The 15050-nt window shown below is 28.9% G+C and carries 14 protein-coding genes; 12 read left to right on the plus strand and 2 right to left on the minus strand.

Translation table 11 applies throughout. The features are described from left to right. The first annotated feature begins 99 nt into the window (after positions 1-99). The 7 genes from ABDX67_RS11265 (at position 100) to ABDX67_RS11295 (ending at position 7746) form a co-directional block, all read left to right on the plus strand. The gene (locus ABDX67_RS11265) at positions 100-831 is read left to right on the plus strand and encodes a type III pantothenate kinase (protein WP_347175132.1); all 732 of its coding nucleotides are present in this window, start codon (positions 100-102) and stop codon (positions 829-831) included. Beyond that, positions 825-2120 (plus strand): BamG family beta-barrel-assembly machinery protein, encoded by a 1296-nt coding sequence (bamG, locus tag ABDX67_RS11270; protein ID WP_347175133.1) that lies wholly within the window; start codon positions 825-827, stop codon positions 2118-2120. Before ABDX67_RS11265 ends, bamG begins: the two co-directional genes overlap by 7 nt. A gap of 14 nt (positions 2121-2134) precedes the next feature. Continuing rightward, positions 2135-3493 carry a hypothetical protein gene (locus ABDX67_RS11275; protein ID WP_347175134.1) on the plus strand — a complete coding sequence of 453 codons (1359 nt, stop codon included), beginning with the start codon at positions 2135-2137 and terminating at the stop codon, positions 3491-3493. Between the two features lie 2 nt (positions 3494-3495). After that, positions 3496-4062 (plus strand): LPS export ABC transporter periplasmic protein LptC, encoded by a 567-nt coding sequence (gene lptC / locus ABDX67_RS11280; protein WP_347175135.1) that lies wholly within the window; start codon positions 3496-3498, stop codon positions 4060-4062. Position 4063: 1 nt separating this feature from the next. Continuing rightward, on the plus strand, positions 4064-4258 hold the full coding sequence (locus ABDX67_RS11285) for a hypothetical protein (RefSeq protein WP_347175136.1): 195 nt from the start codon (positions 4064-4066) through the stop codon (positions 4256-4258). A gap of 8 nt (positions 4259-4266) precedes the next feature. Further along, the gene (locus ABDX67_RS11290; RefSeq protein WP_347175137.1) at positions 4267-5532 is read left to right on the plus strand and encodes a hemolysin family protein; all 1266 of its coding nucleotides are present in this window, start codon (positions 4267-4269) and stop codon (positions 5530-5532) included. Between the two features lie 99 nt (positions 5533-5631). Then, positions 5632-7746 (plus strand): peptidylprolyl isomerase, encoded by a 2115-nt coding sequence (locus tag ABDX67_RS11295; RefSeq protein ID WP_347175138.1) that lies wholly within the window; start codon positions 5632-5634, stop codon positions 7744-7746. A gap of 72 nt (positions 7747-7818) precedes the next feature. Here ABDX67_RS11295 and rho read toward each other — a convergent pair whose 3' ends face one another. Continuing rightward, the gene (gene rho, locus ABDX67_RS11300; RefSeq protein ID WP_347175139.1) at positions 7819-9444 is read right to left on the minus strand and encodes a transcription termination factor Rho; all 1626 of its coding nucleotides are present in this window, start codon (positions 9442-9444) and stop codon (positions 7819-7821) included. A gap of 205 nt (positions 9445-9649) precedes the next feature. Between rho and ABDX67_RS11305 the strand changes: the two genes are divergently transcribed. The 4 genes from ABDX67_RS11305 (at position 9650) to ABDX67_RS11320 (ending at position 13775) form a co-directional block, all read left to right on the plus strand. Continuing rightward, positions 9650-10084 carry a DUF4293 domain-containing protein gene (locus ABDX67_RS11305; RefSeq protein ID WP_347175140.1) on the plus strand — a complete coding sequence of 145 codons (435 nt, stop codon included), beginning with the start codon at positions 9650-9652 and terminating at the stop codon, positions 10082-10084. A gap of 361 nt (positions 10085-10445) precedes the next feature. Beyond that, entirely contained in the window at positions 10446-11105 is a 660-nt protein-coding gene (locus ABDX67_RS11310; protein WP_347175141.1) for a response regulator, read from the plus strand. Positions 11106-11260: 155 nt separating this feature from the next. Next, complete coding sequence (locus tag ABDX67_RS11315; RefSeq protein ID WP_347175142.1) at positions 11261-11938, plus strand: hypothetical protein; 678 nt, start codon at positions 11261-11263, stop codon at positions 11936-11938. A gap of 34 nt (positions 11939-11972) precedes the next feature. Then, positions 11973-13775 (plus strand): tetratricopeptide repeat-containing sensor histidine kinase, encoded by a 1803-nt coding sequence (locus tag ABDX67_RS11320; RefSeq protein ID WP_347175143.1) that lies wholly within the window; start codon positions 11973-11975, stop codon positions 13773-13775. Here ABDX67_RS11320 and ABDX67_RS11325 read toward each other — a convergent pair. Then, complete coding sequence (locus tag ABDX67_RS11325) at positions 13762-14259, minus strand: metallophosphoesterase family protein (protein WP_347175144.1); 498 nt, start codon at positions 14257-14259, stop codon at positions 13762-13764. The genes ABDX67_RS11320 and ABDX67_RS11325 overlap by 14 nt on opposite strands. Before the next feature lie 63 nt (positions 14260-14322). Here ABDX67_RS11325 and truA point away from each other — a divergent pair, with 63 nt between their 5' ends. After that, a complete protein-coding gene (truA, locus tag ABDX67_RS11330; RefSeq protein ID WP_347175145.1) occupies positions 14323-15048 on the plus strand; it encodes a tRNA pseudouridine(38-40) synthase TruA in 726 nt (241 codons plus the stop codon). Positions 15049-15050 lie beyond the last annotated feature (2 nt).

Consider the following 15050-nt stretch of genomic DNA (forward strand, 5'->3'; position numbering starts at 1 on the left):
TTGCCTTAGCGGATGCAAATATAGTACTCCTTTTTTATATCTACCAAATAAAATTGTAAAAAATCTGTTGTATTTTTGGAGACCACTTAAAATGATAGGATGAATTTAATTATTGATGTTGGAAATACTAGAATTAAAGCTGCTGTTTTTGAGAATGATACCTTATTAGAAGTAGTTGTTTTTGAAGCTAATGATCTACTTAAAAAAGTTGTTTTTTTAATCAACAAATATAATATTGATAAAGGAATTATCTCTTCTGTTAAGAATATTTCTACAAGTCAATTAGATCAATTACATAAAAAACTTTCTTTTTTAGTTCTTGATTCATCCACAAAAGTGCCATTTAAGAATTTATATAAAACCCCTAAAACACTGGGGGTAGACAGGATAGCTTTGGTGTCAAATGCTGTAGAAAAATTTCAAAATAAAAATGTACTAATCATTGATGCAGGAACTTGTATTACCTACGATTTTATAAATGAACAGAAAGAATATTTTGGAGGAGCAATTTCATTAGGAATAGAAATGAGATATAAAGCATTGCATAATTACACTTCTAAATTGCCTTTATTAGAAAAAAATATTCCTAAAAACTTTGTAGGATGCACTACAGAAGAGAGTATTCATTCAGGAATAATTAATGGCGTTTTAAATGAAATCAATGGAGCAATAGAGCAATATGAAAGAGAATATTCATTTTTAACACTAGTTTTAACAGGTGGAGATACATATTTCTTGGCTAAACAATTAAAAAGTAGCATATTTGCCAATCCAAATTTTGTTTTGGAGGGTTTAAACACAATTTTGATATATAACAACAAGGAATGTTAAAGAAAATTTTCTATATATTTTTATTATTTATTTCAATAAAAGCAACTGCGCAGAGAACAAATTCATCTCCGTATTCTTTTTTCGGTATTGGTCAACAATACAGTTCACAAACAGTAGAACAAGCAAGTATGGGAGGTATTGGAATTGCTTATAATGATGTCTTTCATTTAAATTTCTTAAATCCTGCAGCAAATGCATATTTAAGATTTGCAACCTATTCAATTGGGGTAAATGTAAATGATTTAACAATAAAAGACTTTTCTGGTTCACAAAACTCAACTTCATCTACCTTATCTTATGTTAATATTGGTTTTCCTGTAGGAAAAAATGCAGGTGTTTCTTTTGGTTTAAGGCCAAATACTACAGTTGGATATTCATTATTAAATATTGTAAATGATATTAATGGTGATGCTTTTGAAGCAACAAGATTTTATGGTTCTGGAGGAACAAATAGAATTTATGGAGCATACGGAATTTCTATCACAAAAAACTTTTCTGTTGGATTAGAAGGAGAGTATGTTTTTGGAAAAACTGAAAATAATATATTATCACAAAGATTAAATTCACAATTAGGTACTAAAAACAATGAAGTAACTACAATTAGAGGTACAGGAGTTAAATTAGGAATGCATTATATAAAGGAGTTAGATAACAAATTAATGTTAAATATAGGTGCCGCTTTTAAATTAGAAAATAATTTAAAAACTTCTGGAACAGAAAATTTATATTCTGTAGCTATTACTTCTTCTACTATAGAAATTCCAAAAGACACATTGTACAGTGCTTCTATTGATAGTAAAATTGTAAACCCAATGAAAACAGGTTTAGGTGTTGGACTTGGAAAAGAGAATAAGTGGTATGCAGGAATAGAATATGAATTTCAAAATGCTTTAGATTTGCAAGGTTCAATTTTAACTAACTCATCATATAAATATAATAAATCGAGTAGAGTTTCTATTGGTGGTTTTTATCTGCCAAAAGACAATTCAATTTCAAGTTACTGGGATAGAGTTACATATAGGGCTGGAGTCCGATTTGAAAATACAGGTTTATTGGTGAATGGAACAAGCACACCAGGAAATTTTACTGAAATAAAAGATTTTGGCATATCTTTTGGTTTAGGTTTACCATTAAGAAGTTTATCAAACCTAAATTTAGGAATTGAGTACGGTCAAAAAGGATCAACAATAAACAACTTAATACAAGAAAACTATTTTAACTTTAAACTAAGTTTATCATTAAGCGCATTTGGGCAACAAGCTTGGTTTGTAAAAAAATCAATTGACTAATTAAAAACAGATAGATGATGAAAAAAATTACGTTCTTACTTGCAGCAATAACACTGCTTTTAAACACTAGCATTTTAGCACAGAACACTACTGATTGTGGTAGAGTATACAATTTATTTAAAGGAGAAGTTCAAACTAAAAAGTATGACACTGCATTACCTAAGTTAAAACAATTAATGAATGACTGTCCTGAGTTATCAGTTAACATCTATAAATTAGGCGACAGATTGGTTAAAGATCAATTAAAAGCTGGTAGCGATAAAGCTGAGTTTACCGCTTTAGCAAAAAAGATTTACGAACAAAGGTTACAGTACTTCCCTAAAGATGCGGCAAAAATGCATAGTGATTACGCAACGTTTTTAGCGAGAGAAAAAATAGGTTCTGATGACGAAATTTTTGCTTTATTAGAAAAAGCATATTCTTTAGACCCAACACAAATGGGTGTTAGAAATATATACAAATATTTTCAAGGCGTTACAGATAGAAATAAAGATACTAATCCTCAAAAAGTATTTGATACTTATGATGATGTTTTAGAATCTGTAGGTGAAAAATTAGATTATTATGCTAAAAAGCTAGTGCCTTTAAAAGCAAAAGAAGAAAAAGGTGAGACTTTAGAAAAAAGAGAAAAAAGTTTATTAAGAGCTTATTCTATTAACTCAAAAGCATTAGGTCAAGTTGAAGCAGGTTTAGATCAAATTATTGTAGAGTTATCTACTTGTGAAAGATTGATTCCTTTATATACTGGAGAGTTTGAAACTAATAAAACAAATGTAAAATGGTTAAATAGAGCTGTTTCTAGAATGTACTCTAAAGAGTGTACAGATGAACCATTGTATGAAAAATTAGTAGAAGCTTGGGTTGCTGCAGATCCATCGCCAAAAACATTGGTTTATTTTGCTGGTATCTTATATAAGAAAGGTAAAGAAACAGAAGCAATGGATTACTATAAGAAAGCTGTAGATCAAGAGCCAGACGTTTTTGAAAAGGCTAAGAATCAGTATAAAATTGCACAATTGTTTGCTAAAAGAGGGCAAAAATCTCAAGCAAGAAGTTATGCTAGACAAGCATTAAAAAATAATCCAAATTTTGGTAAAGCATATTTATTAATTGCTAACTTATATGCGACTAGTGCAAGTGCTTGTGGAACAACAGAATTTGAACAAAGAATGGTTTATACTGCTGCTTTATATCAAGCAAGAAGAGCTGCTTCTGTAGATCCAAGTATTGCATCTACTGCATCTAGATATATTAAGAATTATCTTTCTCAAGAACCTTCTAAAAAATTAATGTTTAGTGAAACAATAAAAGCAGGAACACCATACACAATTAAATGTTGGATAGGAGAAACAGTAAAAGTTTCCGAAAAATAATAATGAATTTTAGTTCAAAGAAAATATGTAAAAACATTGCTACTATTGGTATAGTAGCAATGTTTTTTTCTTGCACTAATAATTCAAATGAAGTTAGAGAGTTTTTTTCTGTAAAAAATTTACCAGTTGGAGTTGCAAAAGAGATTGCACATGTTTATAGAGATTCTGGACGAACAACATCAAAGCTATTTGCACCCTTGTTAAAAGATTTTAGCAATAGAGTAGAACATCCGTATAATGAATTTCCTGAAGGAATAAGATTGATAACGTTTGAAAATAATGGGAAAGATTCAACAACTATACTTGGCGATTACTCTATTTCGTATTTAAAAACAATGATTACTGAGTTAAAAGGAAATGTGGTTATCATTAATCATACAGACCAATCAAAATTATATACAGATCAGTTATTTTGGGATCAAAATACAGATTATTTTTTTTCAGAAAAAAAATTTAAATTAACAAACCCAACAGATACAATTAGAGGAATTGGTTTTGAATCTAAAAAAGATTTAACAAAGTTTTTAGCAAAAAAATTATCTGGAGAACTAATTACAAAAGAAGAATAAAATGAATACACTTTGGAAATATTTACAATATGCATATTTGATAATTGCAATTGTGTTTTTGGTTGAAGCAATTTTAGGTTGGAATACTAACAGAGAAAGATCTTATTTAATGCTTGGGTTTGCAGTTTTTATTACCTTAGTGTTTTTCTTTAAAAGATATTTTAGAAAAAAAGTACAATCTAAAAATAACCAGTAAAACTTTACATGGAAACACAAATAGCAATAATTGTTATTTCAATATTACTTTCTGCATTTTTCTCGGGCATGGAAATTGCTTTCGTTTCTGCCAATAAATTACATATCGAATTAGAAAAAAAGAAGGATAACTTTATTTCTAAGATACTTGCAAAGCTTACAAATAAATCATCAAAATTTATTACCACAATGTTAGTTGGTAATAATATTGCTTTGGTAATTTACAGTATTTATATGGGCGATTTTTTAGTAGGGTTTTTACCTTCGGATTCGCTTAATGAATTTTCAATATTGTTAATTCAAACCATTATCTCTACTTTATTAATTTTAGTAACAGCAGAATTCTTGCCAAAAGCAATTTTTAGAATTTATGCCAATGAAGCACTAAAATACTTTGCAGTACCAACTTATTTTTTCTATGTTATTTTTCATTTTTTCTCATCATTTATAACATTTATTTCAGATTTTTTTCTACGTGTTTTTTTTAGAACTAATAAAGACGAAGAGCAAACAGAATTTAGTAGAGAAGAATTAGGGAATTATATAAACGAACAGATAGAAACTAGTAATGCTCACGATATTTTTGATTCTGAAATTCAAATATTTCAAAACGCTTTAGATTTTCATAAAGTAAAAGCTAGAGAAATTATGGTGCCAAGAACAGAAATGATGGCAGTTGAATTTCATGAAACAATCCCTAATTTAAGAAATATATTTATTGAAACAGGTTTTTCTAAAATTTTGATTTATAAAAACTCGTTAGATGATATTGTTGGTTATGTAAATGCTTTTGAGTTATTTAAAAAACCAAAAACGATTCGTTCTGTTATTTTACCAATAGAAATTGTTCCAGAATCGATGATTATTCACGATGTTTTAAACAATTTAATCAAAAAAAGAAAAAGTATTGCTATTGTTTTAGATGAGTATGGCGGAACGTCAGGTATGATAACTGTTGAAGATATTGTTGAAGAATTGTTTGGAGAAATAGAAGACGAACACGATTCTCAAGAGTTACTCGAAGAGCAAATTAACGAAACTGAATTTCGTTTTTCTGCAAGGTTAGAAATAGATTATTTGAACGAAGAATACGGCTTAAACATCCCAAAAGAAGAAGCTTACGAAACGTTGGGTGGTTTTATAATAGAACATACAGAAAATATTCCGGATGTTAATGAAGAAATAAGAATTGAAGATTTTGTGATTAAAATACTTAAAGTTAGCTCCTCAAAAATTGAAGAAATACACTTCCAAATTGGCGATATAGAAGATTAAATTTATCCTTAAAAAATATCGTAAATAATTGTGGCTAAGCAGTTGCATTATTAAAACCGATATTGTATTTTCGCTCCCTGTTAATTAAATAAATAATGTATGGCAATTTTATCTAAAATTAGAGAGCGTTCAATGGCATTAATCCTAGTAATTGGATTGGCTTTGTTTGCTTTTGTATTAGATCCTTCAAGTATCCAAGATTTTTTCAATTCAACTAAAGTAAATACAGTTGGAGAAGTTGGTGGAGAAGTAATATCAAGAAAAGATTTTAGCGAAGCTTTAGAAGCTTATAAAGCACAAGTAGGTAACGGACTTACAGATATGCAAGCTTCTAAAATAGTTTGGGATAACTTAGTAAGAGAAAAAATTTATCAAACACAATTATCTGCTGCAGGAATTACTGTTGGAGAAAATGATGTTTGGACTGCTCTTATAGAAAACCAATCTGTAAAAACAAATCCACAGTTTTTAAACGCTGCTGGTTTGTTTGACGAAGCTAAATTAAAAGAATATTTAGCTTTAACAAAATCTGACGACCCAGAAATGTGGGCATCTTGGTCAGCTTTTATGGGGCAACTTAAAAGTGGTTTAGAAACCACAACGTACAATAATTTAATTACTGCTGGTGTTGGTGCTTCTTTAAAAGAAGGAGAGTTACAGTATTTAACTGATAATACAAAAATTACTGCAGAATATGTATATGTTCCATTTACAACAGTTGCAGATAGCTTAGTTACTGTTACTAAATCAGAAATTGAAGCTTATATAAAAGCAAATCCAACTTCATTTAAAGTAGATGCTTCTGCAGATATTAAATATGTAAAGTTTGATATTATTCCAACACAAGAAGATGAAGATGATATTAAAAATGAGGTTGCTGGTTTATTAGATGATAAAGACGGAGTAAAAGGTTTTAAAAACACAGAAAATGATGCTGAGTTTTTTGCTGATAACGGTTCGGATTTAACTTTAGATAATGGATATAACTTTAAAACTACAGTTTCTGCAGTTATTGCTGATCAAGTTTTTAATGGAAAAAAAGGAGATGTATTTGGTCCTTATAAAGACAATGGATATTTTAAAATTTCTAAAATTAATGAAGTAGTTCAGATTCCAGATTCTGTAAAAGGAGCACATATTTTACTTCCTTTTATTGGTTCTGCATCTTCTGGACCAGACACTAAAATAACAGATGCTCAAGCAAAAAAATCTATTGACAGTATTTTTAAATTAGTTAGAAATAATCCAAAGAAATTTGCTGAAATTGCTGATGAAGTTAACCCTGATGGAACAAAAGGAAAAGGTGGAGATATTGATTGGATTAATCCAAGTGCTGCTTTTTCTTTAGATAAAGATTTTGGAGAAGCATTATTCTTCAATAAAAAAGGAACCATAAAAGTAGTAAAAACTAAATTTGGTTACCACATTATTAGAGTTGATGAAAGTAAAAACAAGCAACAAGCAGTTAAAATTGCAACTTTTGCTAGAAGAATAGAAGCATCACAAGCTACAGAGAATACAATTTTTCAAAATGCAGAAACATTTGCTTTAGCATTATCAAACGGAGAAAAGTTTGAAGATGTTGCAAAAGAAAAAGCTTTAAGCCCTCAATCTGCATTTGGTTTAAAAATATTAGACGAAACAGTTCCTGGAATTGGTAATCAAAGAGAAATAGTTACTTGGTCTCATAAAAAAGAGAATGAAGTTGGTGCTTATCAAAGATTTGATACAAACAATGGACATGTTGTAGCTGTAATTACAAACAAAACATTTAAAGGTTTAATGTCTGCCGCAAGAGCAACAAACACTGTTAGGCCAATTTTAATGAATCAAAAGAAAGCGGCAATCATTAATAAAACAATGATTGGAGCAACTTTAGCTGATATTGCAACATCTACAAAACAAGCTGTTAGTACAGCTTCTGCAATTTCAATGCAATCTCCAATTATTTCTGCTGTAGGATTTGAGCCTAAAATTGTAGGTGCAATGTATTCAGCAAAAGAGAATACATTGTTTAATAATGTTGAAGGAGGAAAAGGAGTTTTTGCTTTTGTTGTTACAAAAAGAGAAGCGCCAGTTGCTTTACCAAATTATGATTCTTATAGAAATAGATTAGCAAGTACTAGAAAATCTCAAACAAGTTTAATGTACAATGCTATTAAAGAAGCTGCAGAAATTGTAGATAATAGAGGTGCTTATTACGGAATTGAGTAATTAGTAAAACTTTAAAACATAAAAAAAACCGAATCAATATTGATTCGGTTTTTTTTATGAATTGTATTTTAATTATCCGTTCATAGAAATTAAAAACTCTTGATTGTTTTTAGAAAATTTAATTCTTTCGTTGATAAATTCCATTGCTTCTACAGGATTCATATCTGCAAGGTATTTTCTTAATACCCACATACGTTGAACAGTTTTTTCATCTAACAGTAAATCATCTCTTCGTGTGCTTGACTTAATTAAGTCAATAGCAGGGTAAATTCTTCTGTTAGAGATATTTCTATCTAACTGTAGTTCCATATTACCAGTTCCTTTAAATTCTTCGAAAATTACTTCGTCCATTTTAGAACCAGTTTCTGTTAATGCAGTAGCAATAATAGTTAAAGAACCACCGCCTTCAATATTTCTTGCTGCCCCAAAAAATCTTTTTGGTTTGTGTAATGCATTTGCGTCTATACCACCCGATAAAATTTTACCAGAAGCAGGAGCAACTGTATTGTAAGCTCTAGCTAAACGTGTAATTGAGTCTAATAAAATCACAACATCATGTCCACATTCTACCAATCTTTTTGCTTTTTCTAAAACAATATTTGCAACACGAACATGTTTTTCAGCTGGTTCATCAAAAGTAGAAGCAACAACTTCTCCTCGAACACTACGTTGCATGTCTGTTACCTCTTCCGGTCGCTCATCAATCAATAAAACAATTTGATATACTTCTGGATGATTTGCTGCAATTGCATTAGCAACATCCTTTAAAAGCATTGTTTTACCTGTTTTAGGTTGTGATACAATCATTCCACGTTGTCCTTTTCCAATTGGAGAAAATAAATCGATAATTCTTGTTGATAAAGAACTCCCTTTTTCTGCTAAATTGAACTTTTCTTGAGGAAATAATGGTGTTAAATGCTCGAAAGACACTCGGTCTCTAACAACATTTGGGTTCAATCCATTAATTTTAGAAACTCTAATTAAAGGAAAATATTTTTCACCTTCTTTTGGTGGACGAACATTTCCTTTAACGGTATCTCCAGTTTTTAAACCAAATAACTTTATTTGAGATTGAGATACATAAATATCATCAGGAGATGATAAATAATTGTAATCAGAAGAACGTAAAAAACCATAACCATCTGGTATCATTTCTAAAACACCTTCACTTTCTATAATTCCATCAAACTCAAAATCTGGATCTTTATAACGTGAATTGCTTTTATTTCCTTTAGAAACTTTTTCTCTTGGTTGATTATTATTTCTGTTTTTGTTCTGGTTAGGATTGTTAGTTTTCTGTTTCTGATTAGTATGAACAGGTTTTTTTTGCTCAGTTTTTTCTTCATCAGAAGTTGCTTCAGGTGTAGTTGGTTTTTCTTCAGTTTTTTGAACTTCAGACTTAGTTTCAGCCACTTTTTCTCTTGGAGTTGGTTTTGGTTTTGGATTGTTTTCTTCTTTTACAATCGGAGCTGTTTTTTCTTCAGGTTTTTTATGTACAACCTTTTTTACAACTCTTTTTCTTTTTGGTTTTTCGGCCTTTGGTCTTTCTTGATTAGCAAGATTCGCTGCCTGAGTATCTAAAATTTGATATACAAGATCTAATTTTTTTAATTGACTTGTTTTAGATAATCCAATAGTTTTTGCAATCTCTTGTAGTTCTGTAAGAGTTTTGGCTTTCAGTTCTGTGATTTCGAACATTTTTACATTGTTAAATTAATATAGTGGGATTTTTCTTAATACAATTAAGAATTATTTGTGTTGAATTTTTTTGATTCAGTATTGTAAAGCTTTTGGCTAATACGAGTGTGTAGTTGAATTATTAGCAAATATATGTAATTATTTTTAACTACAATGTTTCTTTTTAAAAAAAGAAAGTTTTACTTTTGCTGTCCAATTAGTACTAATGATACAAAGAATTCAAACATTATATTTATTATGTGCCGCTCTATTTTCTGGTGGATTGATTTTTGTATTTAGTTTATGGACAGAAAAATCAACAAAAATTATTTCTGCTCCAGATTTAATAAATGAAACAAGTTTACTTTTAAAAACAATATTTTTTTCATATTTACTATCTGCTATTCTATCAGTAATTGCTATTTTTTTATATAAGAATAGACAATTACAATTTGTAATAGGAAGAGTAAATATGTTGATTAACTTCTATTTATTAGGTGTACTTATATATTTGTCTCTAACTGTATCTGGAGAAACGCAAGTTTCTGAGAAGGGTATTGGGATGTTTATTCCGGTTATAGTTATTGTGTTGTTAGCTTTGGCTAATAAAGCAATAAAAAAGGATGAAGATCTCGTAAAATCTGTAGACAGATTAAGGTAAACCTAACATCTTAGTATATTTAGTGCGAAAAAACCGAAGTTTAATACTTCGGTTTTTTAGTTTTTATATTTTACATGTATAAAATTAGCCTTTTTTATGCTTTTTATTTTTTAGAAAAAAATAAGAAAAAACAATAAGCAATTAATTTTTGTAAATTAGTGGTCTAAAAAAACAGTAAAAAATAGTGCTCATAAGAGTAAGAAAATCAGATAGTTACAGAGCTAACTCACGGTTTTCCGTGAGAGGCTCAACTCACGGTTTTCCGTGAGTCAACTCACGGTTTTCCGTGAGGTAAAAAAAACCCCATAAATGGGTATTGTACAAACTGTAATTGTAGTTTAAATTTGTAAGGTAATTAATTATGAAAGTAAAAATTAAAGTTCATGTCGCAGATGATCACATGATTCTGATTGAAGGGATTATTGCGATGCTAAATACTGATAAAGATATAGAGGTTGTTGGTTATTCATTAACAGGAAAACAAGTTATAGAATGGTTTAAAACTAACGAAGCAGATATTTTGGTGTTAGATATTAATATGCCTGAATTAGATGGTATAGAGGTGTTGAAAAAGTTTAACAAAAAGAAGAAACATCAAAAAATTATTATGTTGTCTAGTTATGATGATGCTAAATTGGTAAAACAATTAACAACTTTTGGAGCTGATGGTTTTATATCAAAAACAAGTGCTGGAGAACATATTTTAAAAGCAATTAAATCTGTTTATAATGGAGATCCTTATTTTAGTGATGACATTAAAGAAGGGTTGTTTAATTTATCATTAGGTTATAATGTAAGTGAAGGTTCTAGACCAGATTTTGATGTAATAAATGGTTTAACAGAAAGAGAAATGGAAGTGTTAAAGCTTCTAGTAAAAGAATATAGTACACAAGAAATGGCAGATAAGTTGTTTTTAAGTGTAAATACAGTAGAAACGTATAGAAAAAATTTATTAAAAAAATTAAATGTAAAAAATGCAGTGGGCTTAGCAATGTTTGCCGTTAAAAACAAGATTATATAGAATTCTATTCCCTAAATAGAGATTTCATTAAAAGATTTATCCCCCTAAATAAGAAATCCCCCCAATCCTATATAAATGCAGTTTTGCTAACTCACTCATTTTTTTATAAAGAAAATAATTAATCAAGTCTAATCAAATTTTAAAAATTTATTCCCATGAAAAAACTAAGTGTAGGCTTTTTAGCCATAGTTTTAGCTTTTAGTTTCGCATCTTGTTCAACAAACGAAACAGATTTTGAAACCCCTCAAGAATCTTTATTAAAAGAAGTACAATTAAAAAGAGATGCATCAGGATCTTATTCTGTAGATTATGTAGTTGCAAACAATACTTTTTCAGATGTTCGTAAAGGTATTAACTCATCAACAAATGAGGTTCATTTAAATAAGGTAAGTCATAATACTCAAAATCAATATAGAAATGATTTTACTTTAGATAACAATAAATTAAGTATTGGTTTTTTTGATAATGAAACTGGAAAACAAATGAAATTTTCTGTTGAAGATGAAAATATTACCTTTGCTAAAGGGACCAGTAAAAAGTTCTTAAAAGAATATGGATTAACTACAAATGATGATGGCACAATTCAATTAGATTTTGAAGTGAACAATAATGTAAAAACAGAGTTTGTTTACAACGAAGATTTAGCTACTTATGAAGTGCATTTATCTAAAGGAGCTAGTTCTGAAAATAAATTTTCTAGAGCATTAAATGTACCAGATACAGGAGTTTTAAAGCTAGATTTTGTAAATCACAAACTATTAGGAAAAGGTTTAGCAGAGTCAGTTATAAGAAAACCAATTATTATTTTTGATAATGATAGTTTTGGTGGCTAAGAATTACTTTGTATTCCACAATGAATAAAAAATTTTGAAAAAGACATACATACTATTTTATTTACTTCTAGTATTTACTTTAAAAGTTGTAGCTAGTTCAATAGATAAAGGAAAAATCTTTTATAAAGAGGTTTTTCCTTTATCTGTTTTGCAACAACAAGATACTGTATTACAAAATCGTTATTTAAGCATTAAAAAAAGCATTAAAAAAAATGAATATAGTAGTTCTTTAGAGTTAAGTTTAAAGTTATTGGAGGATTCTAAAAAAGCAAATAATAAAGATGTAGAATTTTTAAGCACTTATCAAGTTGGAGAACTATTTGTAAAATTAAATAACCATAGTAATGCGCTTAAGTATTTAAAAAAATCTTTAACATTATTATTAGAAAGCGATGAGTCACAGTTTAGTGAAAAAATAAAAAAATATGATTTAAGTTTCTCTAGAAATAAAGCTTTAGCTGATAATTTTTTAAAACTTGGTACAGAATATATAGTTATTAATAAACTTGATAGTGCTAGATATTATTTTAATAAAATTATAGACCTAAAATCTTTAAATAATGATTTAGAGAGTATAAAAGCATCAGCATATAATAATTTATCTGGTATTTATATACAGAGTTCTTTATATGATGAAGCCAAAGAATATTCTTTAAAAGCAATTGAAATTAGAAGAAAGACAAATAATAAATTACATGAGGCTTCAGCTCTTGGAAATTTAGCAAGTATTTATGTCTTAGAAGAAAAATATAAAGAAGCGAAAGAAGTATATTATAATGCATTAGATTTAATTGAAAATGACAATAGTAGTACTGCGTTTAAATATAAACGTGATCTGTATTTTAATTTAGCTTGGGCTTTATATAACTTAAAAGATTATACAGCGTATGATTATCAAGAAAAATCCTTCATCATAAAAGATAGTTTAAGAGATGTAGAGGTAGAACACCTTGTAAAAGGAGTTTATGAGAAATTTCAAGTAGATCTAAAAAAAGAGCAAGTAAAATTAGAAGAAGCAGAGGCAAAGAAGTCAGCTTGGTTTTTTGGGCTTCTTAGTGTACTAATAATTTTAAGTTCTGGAGTGATTATTTACAATTATAAATTACGCCAAAAGAATTTAAAATTGCATTTAGATCAAACAAAATTAGAACAAGAAAGTAACTTAGAAAAGTTAAAATCAGAATCGCAGGTTCGTATTTTAAATGCAACATTAGATGGTAAAGAAGAGGAGCGTAAACAAATAGCAGAAACATTACACGATAGTGTTAGTTCTTTATTGTCTTCTGCCAACTTACACTTACAAGCAAGTAAAATGCAATTTAATGGCGAAACTCCTGTGGAGATTGATAAAACACAAAAAATAATTGTAGAAGCTTCGCAAACAATAAGAGATTTATCGCATACGTTAGTCTCATCAGTTTTACTAAAATTTGGATTGAAATATGCTATAAAAGACATGGCAGAAAAATATTCGAATTCTAAAATTGAAATAAATACCCACATTAAAAGTGTAAGACGTTATCAACAGAGTTTTGAAATTAAAGCAAATAATATCATTCAAGAATTAGTCAATAATATCTTAAAGCACAGTAATGCAACAAAAGCAACTGTGAAAATATTAGATAAAGATGGAGTTTTATTTGTTGATATTCAGGATGATGGCGAAGGATTTGATAAAACAGATATTCCTAAAAAAGATGGCTTAGGAATAAATCAAATTGAAGCCAGAATACAAATGATGAAAGGAAAGTTCTTTATAGATTCTAACGCAGAAACTGGCACAAAAATTAAAATTGAATTGCCAATTTTAGAGAAAAAAGAAACTAGCCACGCGTAGCTAATTCAATCACTTCCATATCTTTTATTTCTTTTTTATCAATTGTAAAACGAATCATTGTTCTTACTTTATGAAAACCATGATTTCCTGCAGCACCAGGATTTAAATGCAAAATATTTAGTTTTTTATCAAACTGTACTTTTAAAATATGTGAATGACCACAAATAAATAATTGTGGCGAATTTTGTTGTAATTCTTCTCTAACTCTTAGATTGTATTTTCCAGGATAACCACCAATATGAGTCATCCAAACAGTAACATTTTCTACCGTAAATTTATTGTCTAACGGAAATTCTAATCGCGCATCTGTATTATCAATATTGCCGTAAACAGCACGTAATGGTTTTAACGTTTTTATAGTGTCGGTTACTTGTAAATCACCAATATCTCCTGCGTGCCAAACTTCATCCGCTTGTTTTACAAATTTTAAAATTTGTGTGTCAATATAACTGTGGGTGTCTGATAATAGAAGAATCTTTTTCACGTTTTAAAAATGCTAATAACAAATTAATTTATGTAGTTTTGATGTTAACAAAAGTACTGTTTTTTGAGATATTTTATAGAACTTTCATACTTAGGTAAAAATTATCATGGTTGGCAAATACAACCTGACGCGAACTCAATTCAAGAAGAACTTAACAAGGCGATAAGCATTGTTTTACAAGAAGAAATTGGTATTGTTGGCGCTGGTAGAACAGACACAGGAGTGCATGCTTCACAGATGTTTGCGCATTTTGATTCTGCTATTGAATTAGATAATAATATCGTATTTAAATTAAATTCTATTTTACCAGAAGATATTGTTGTGCATCAAGTAGAAAAAGTTGCTGATGAAAAACATGCCAGATTTGATGCGCTTACCAGAAGTTATGAATATAGAATTTGGTTAGGAAGAAACCCTTTTTTGCTAGAAACTACTTGGCAATTATTTCATCAGAAATTAGATGTAAATGCCATGAATGAAGCTGCTGAAATTTTGTTAGAATATGAAAATTTTCAAGCATTTTCTAAAGTAAAAACAGAAGTAAAAACGTTTAATTGTAAGGTAACAAAAGCAGTTTGGGTGCAAGAAGGCAATCAACTTATATTTCAAATAACGGCAAATCGTTTTTTAAGAAATATGGTTAGAGCAATTGTTGGCACTTTGGTTGATGTAGGAAAAAACAAAATAGATAAAGAAGATTTTAGAAATATTATTTTAAGTAAAGACAGAGCAAATGCAGGATTATCAGTTCCGGCGAAAGGGTTGTTTTTAACAGAAATTAAGTATTAATT

The organism is Polaribacter uvawellassae, assembly GCF_039748955.1.
GTDB classification, from domain to species: Bacteria; Bacteroidota; Bacteroidia; order Flavobacteriales; family Flavobacteriaceae; genus Polaribacter; species Polaribacter uvawellassae.

Bases quoted from the DNA above. Each gene is read 5' to 3' on its own strand.
- ABDX67_RS11265 (WP_347175132.1), top strand. From the start codon at position 100: ATGAATTTAATTATTGATGTTGGAAATACTAGAATTAAAGCTGCTGTT.
- bamG (WP_347175133.1), top strand. From the start codon at position 825: ATGTTAAAGAAAATTTTCTATATATTTTTATTATTTATTTCAATAAAA.
- ABDX67_RS11275 (WP_347175134.1), top strand. From the start codon at position 2,135: ATGATGAAAAAAATTACGTTCTTACTTGCAGCAATAACACTGCTTTTA.
- lptC (WP_347175135.1), top strand. From the start codon at position 3,496: ATGAATTTTAGTTCAAAGAAAATATGTAAAAACATTGCTACTATTGGT.
- ABDX67_RS11285 (WP_347175136.1), top strand. From the start codon at position 4,064: ATGAATACACTTTGGAAATATTTACAATATGCATATTTGATAATTGCA.
- ABDX67_RS11290 (WP_347175137.1), top strand. From the start codon at position 4,267: ATGGAAACACAAATAGCAATAATTGTTATTTCAATATTACTTTCTGCA.
- ABDX67_RS11295 (WP_347175138.1), top strand. From the start codon at position 5,632: ATGGCAATTTTATCTAAAATTAGAGAGCGTTCAATGGCATTAATCCTA.
- rho (WP_347175139.1), bottom strand. From the start codon at position 9,444: ATGTTCGAAATCACAGAACTGAAAGCCAAAACTCTTACAGAACTACAA.
- ABDX67_RS11305 (WP_347175140.1), top strand. From the start codon at position 9,650: ATGATACAAAGAATTCAAACATTATATTTATTATGTGCCGCTCTATTT.
- ABDX67_RS11310 (WP_347175141.1), top strand. From the start codon at position 10,446: ATGAAAGTAAAAATTAAAGTTCATGTCGCAGATGATCACATGATTCTG.
- ABDX67_RS11315 (WP_347175142.1), top strand. From the start codon at position 11,261: ATGAAAAAACTAAGTGTAGGCTTTTTAGCCATAGTTTTAGCTTTTAGT.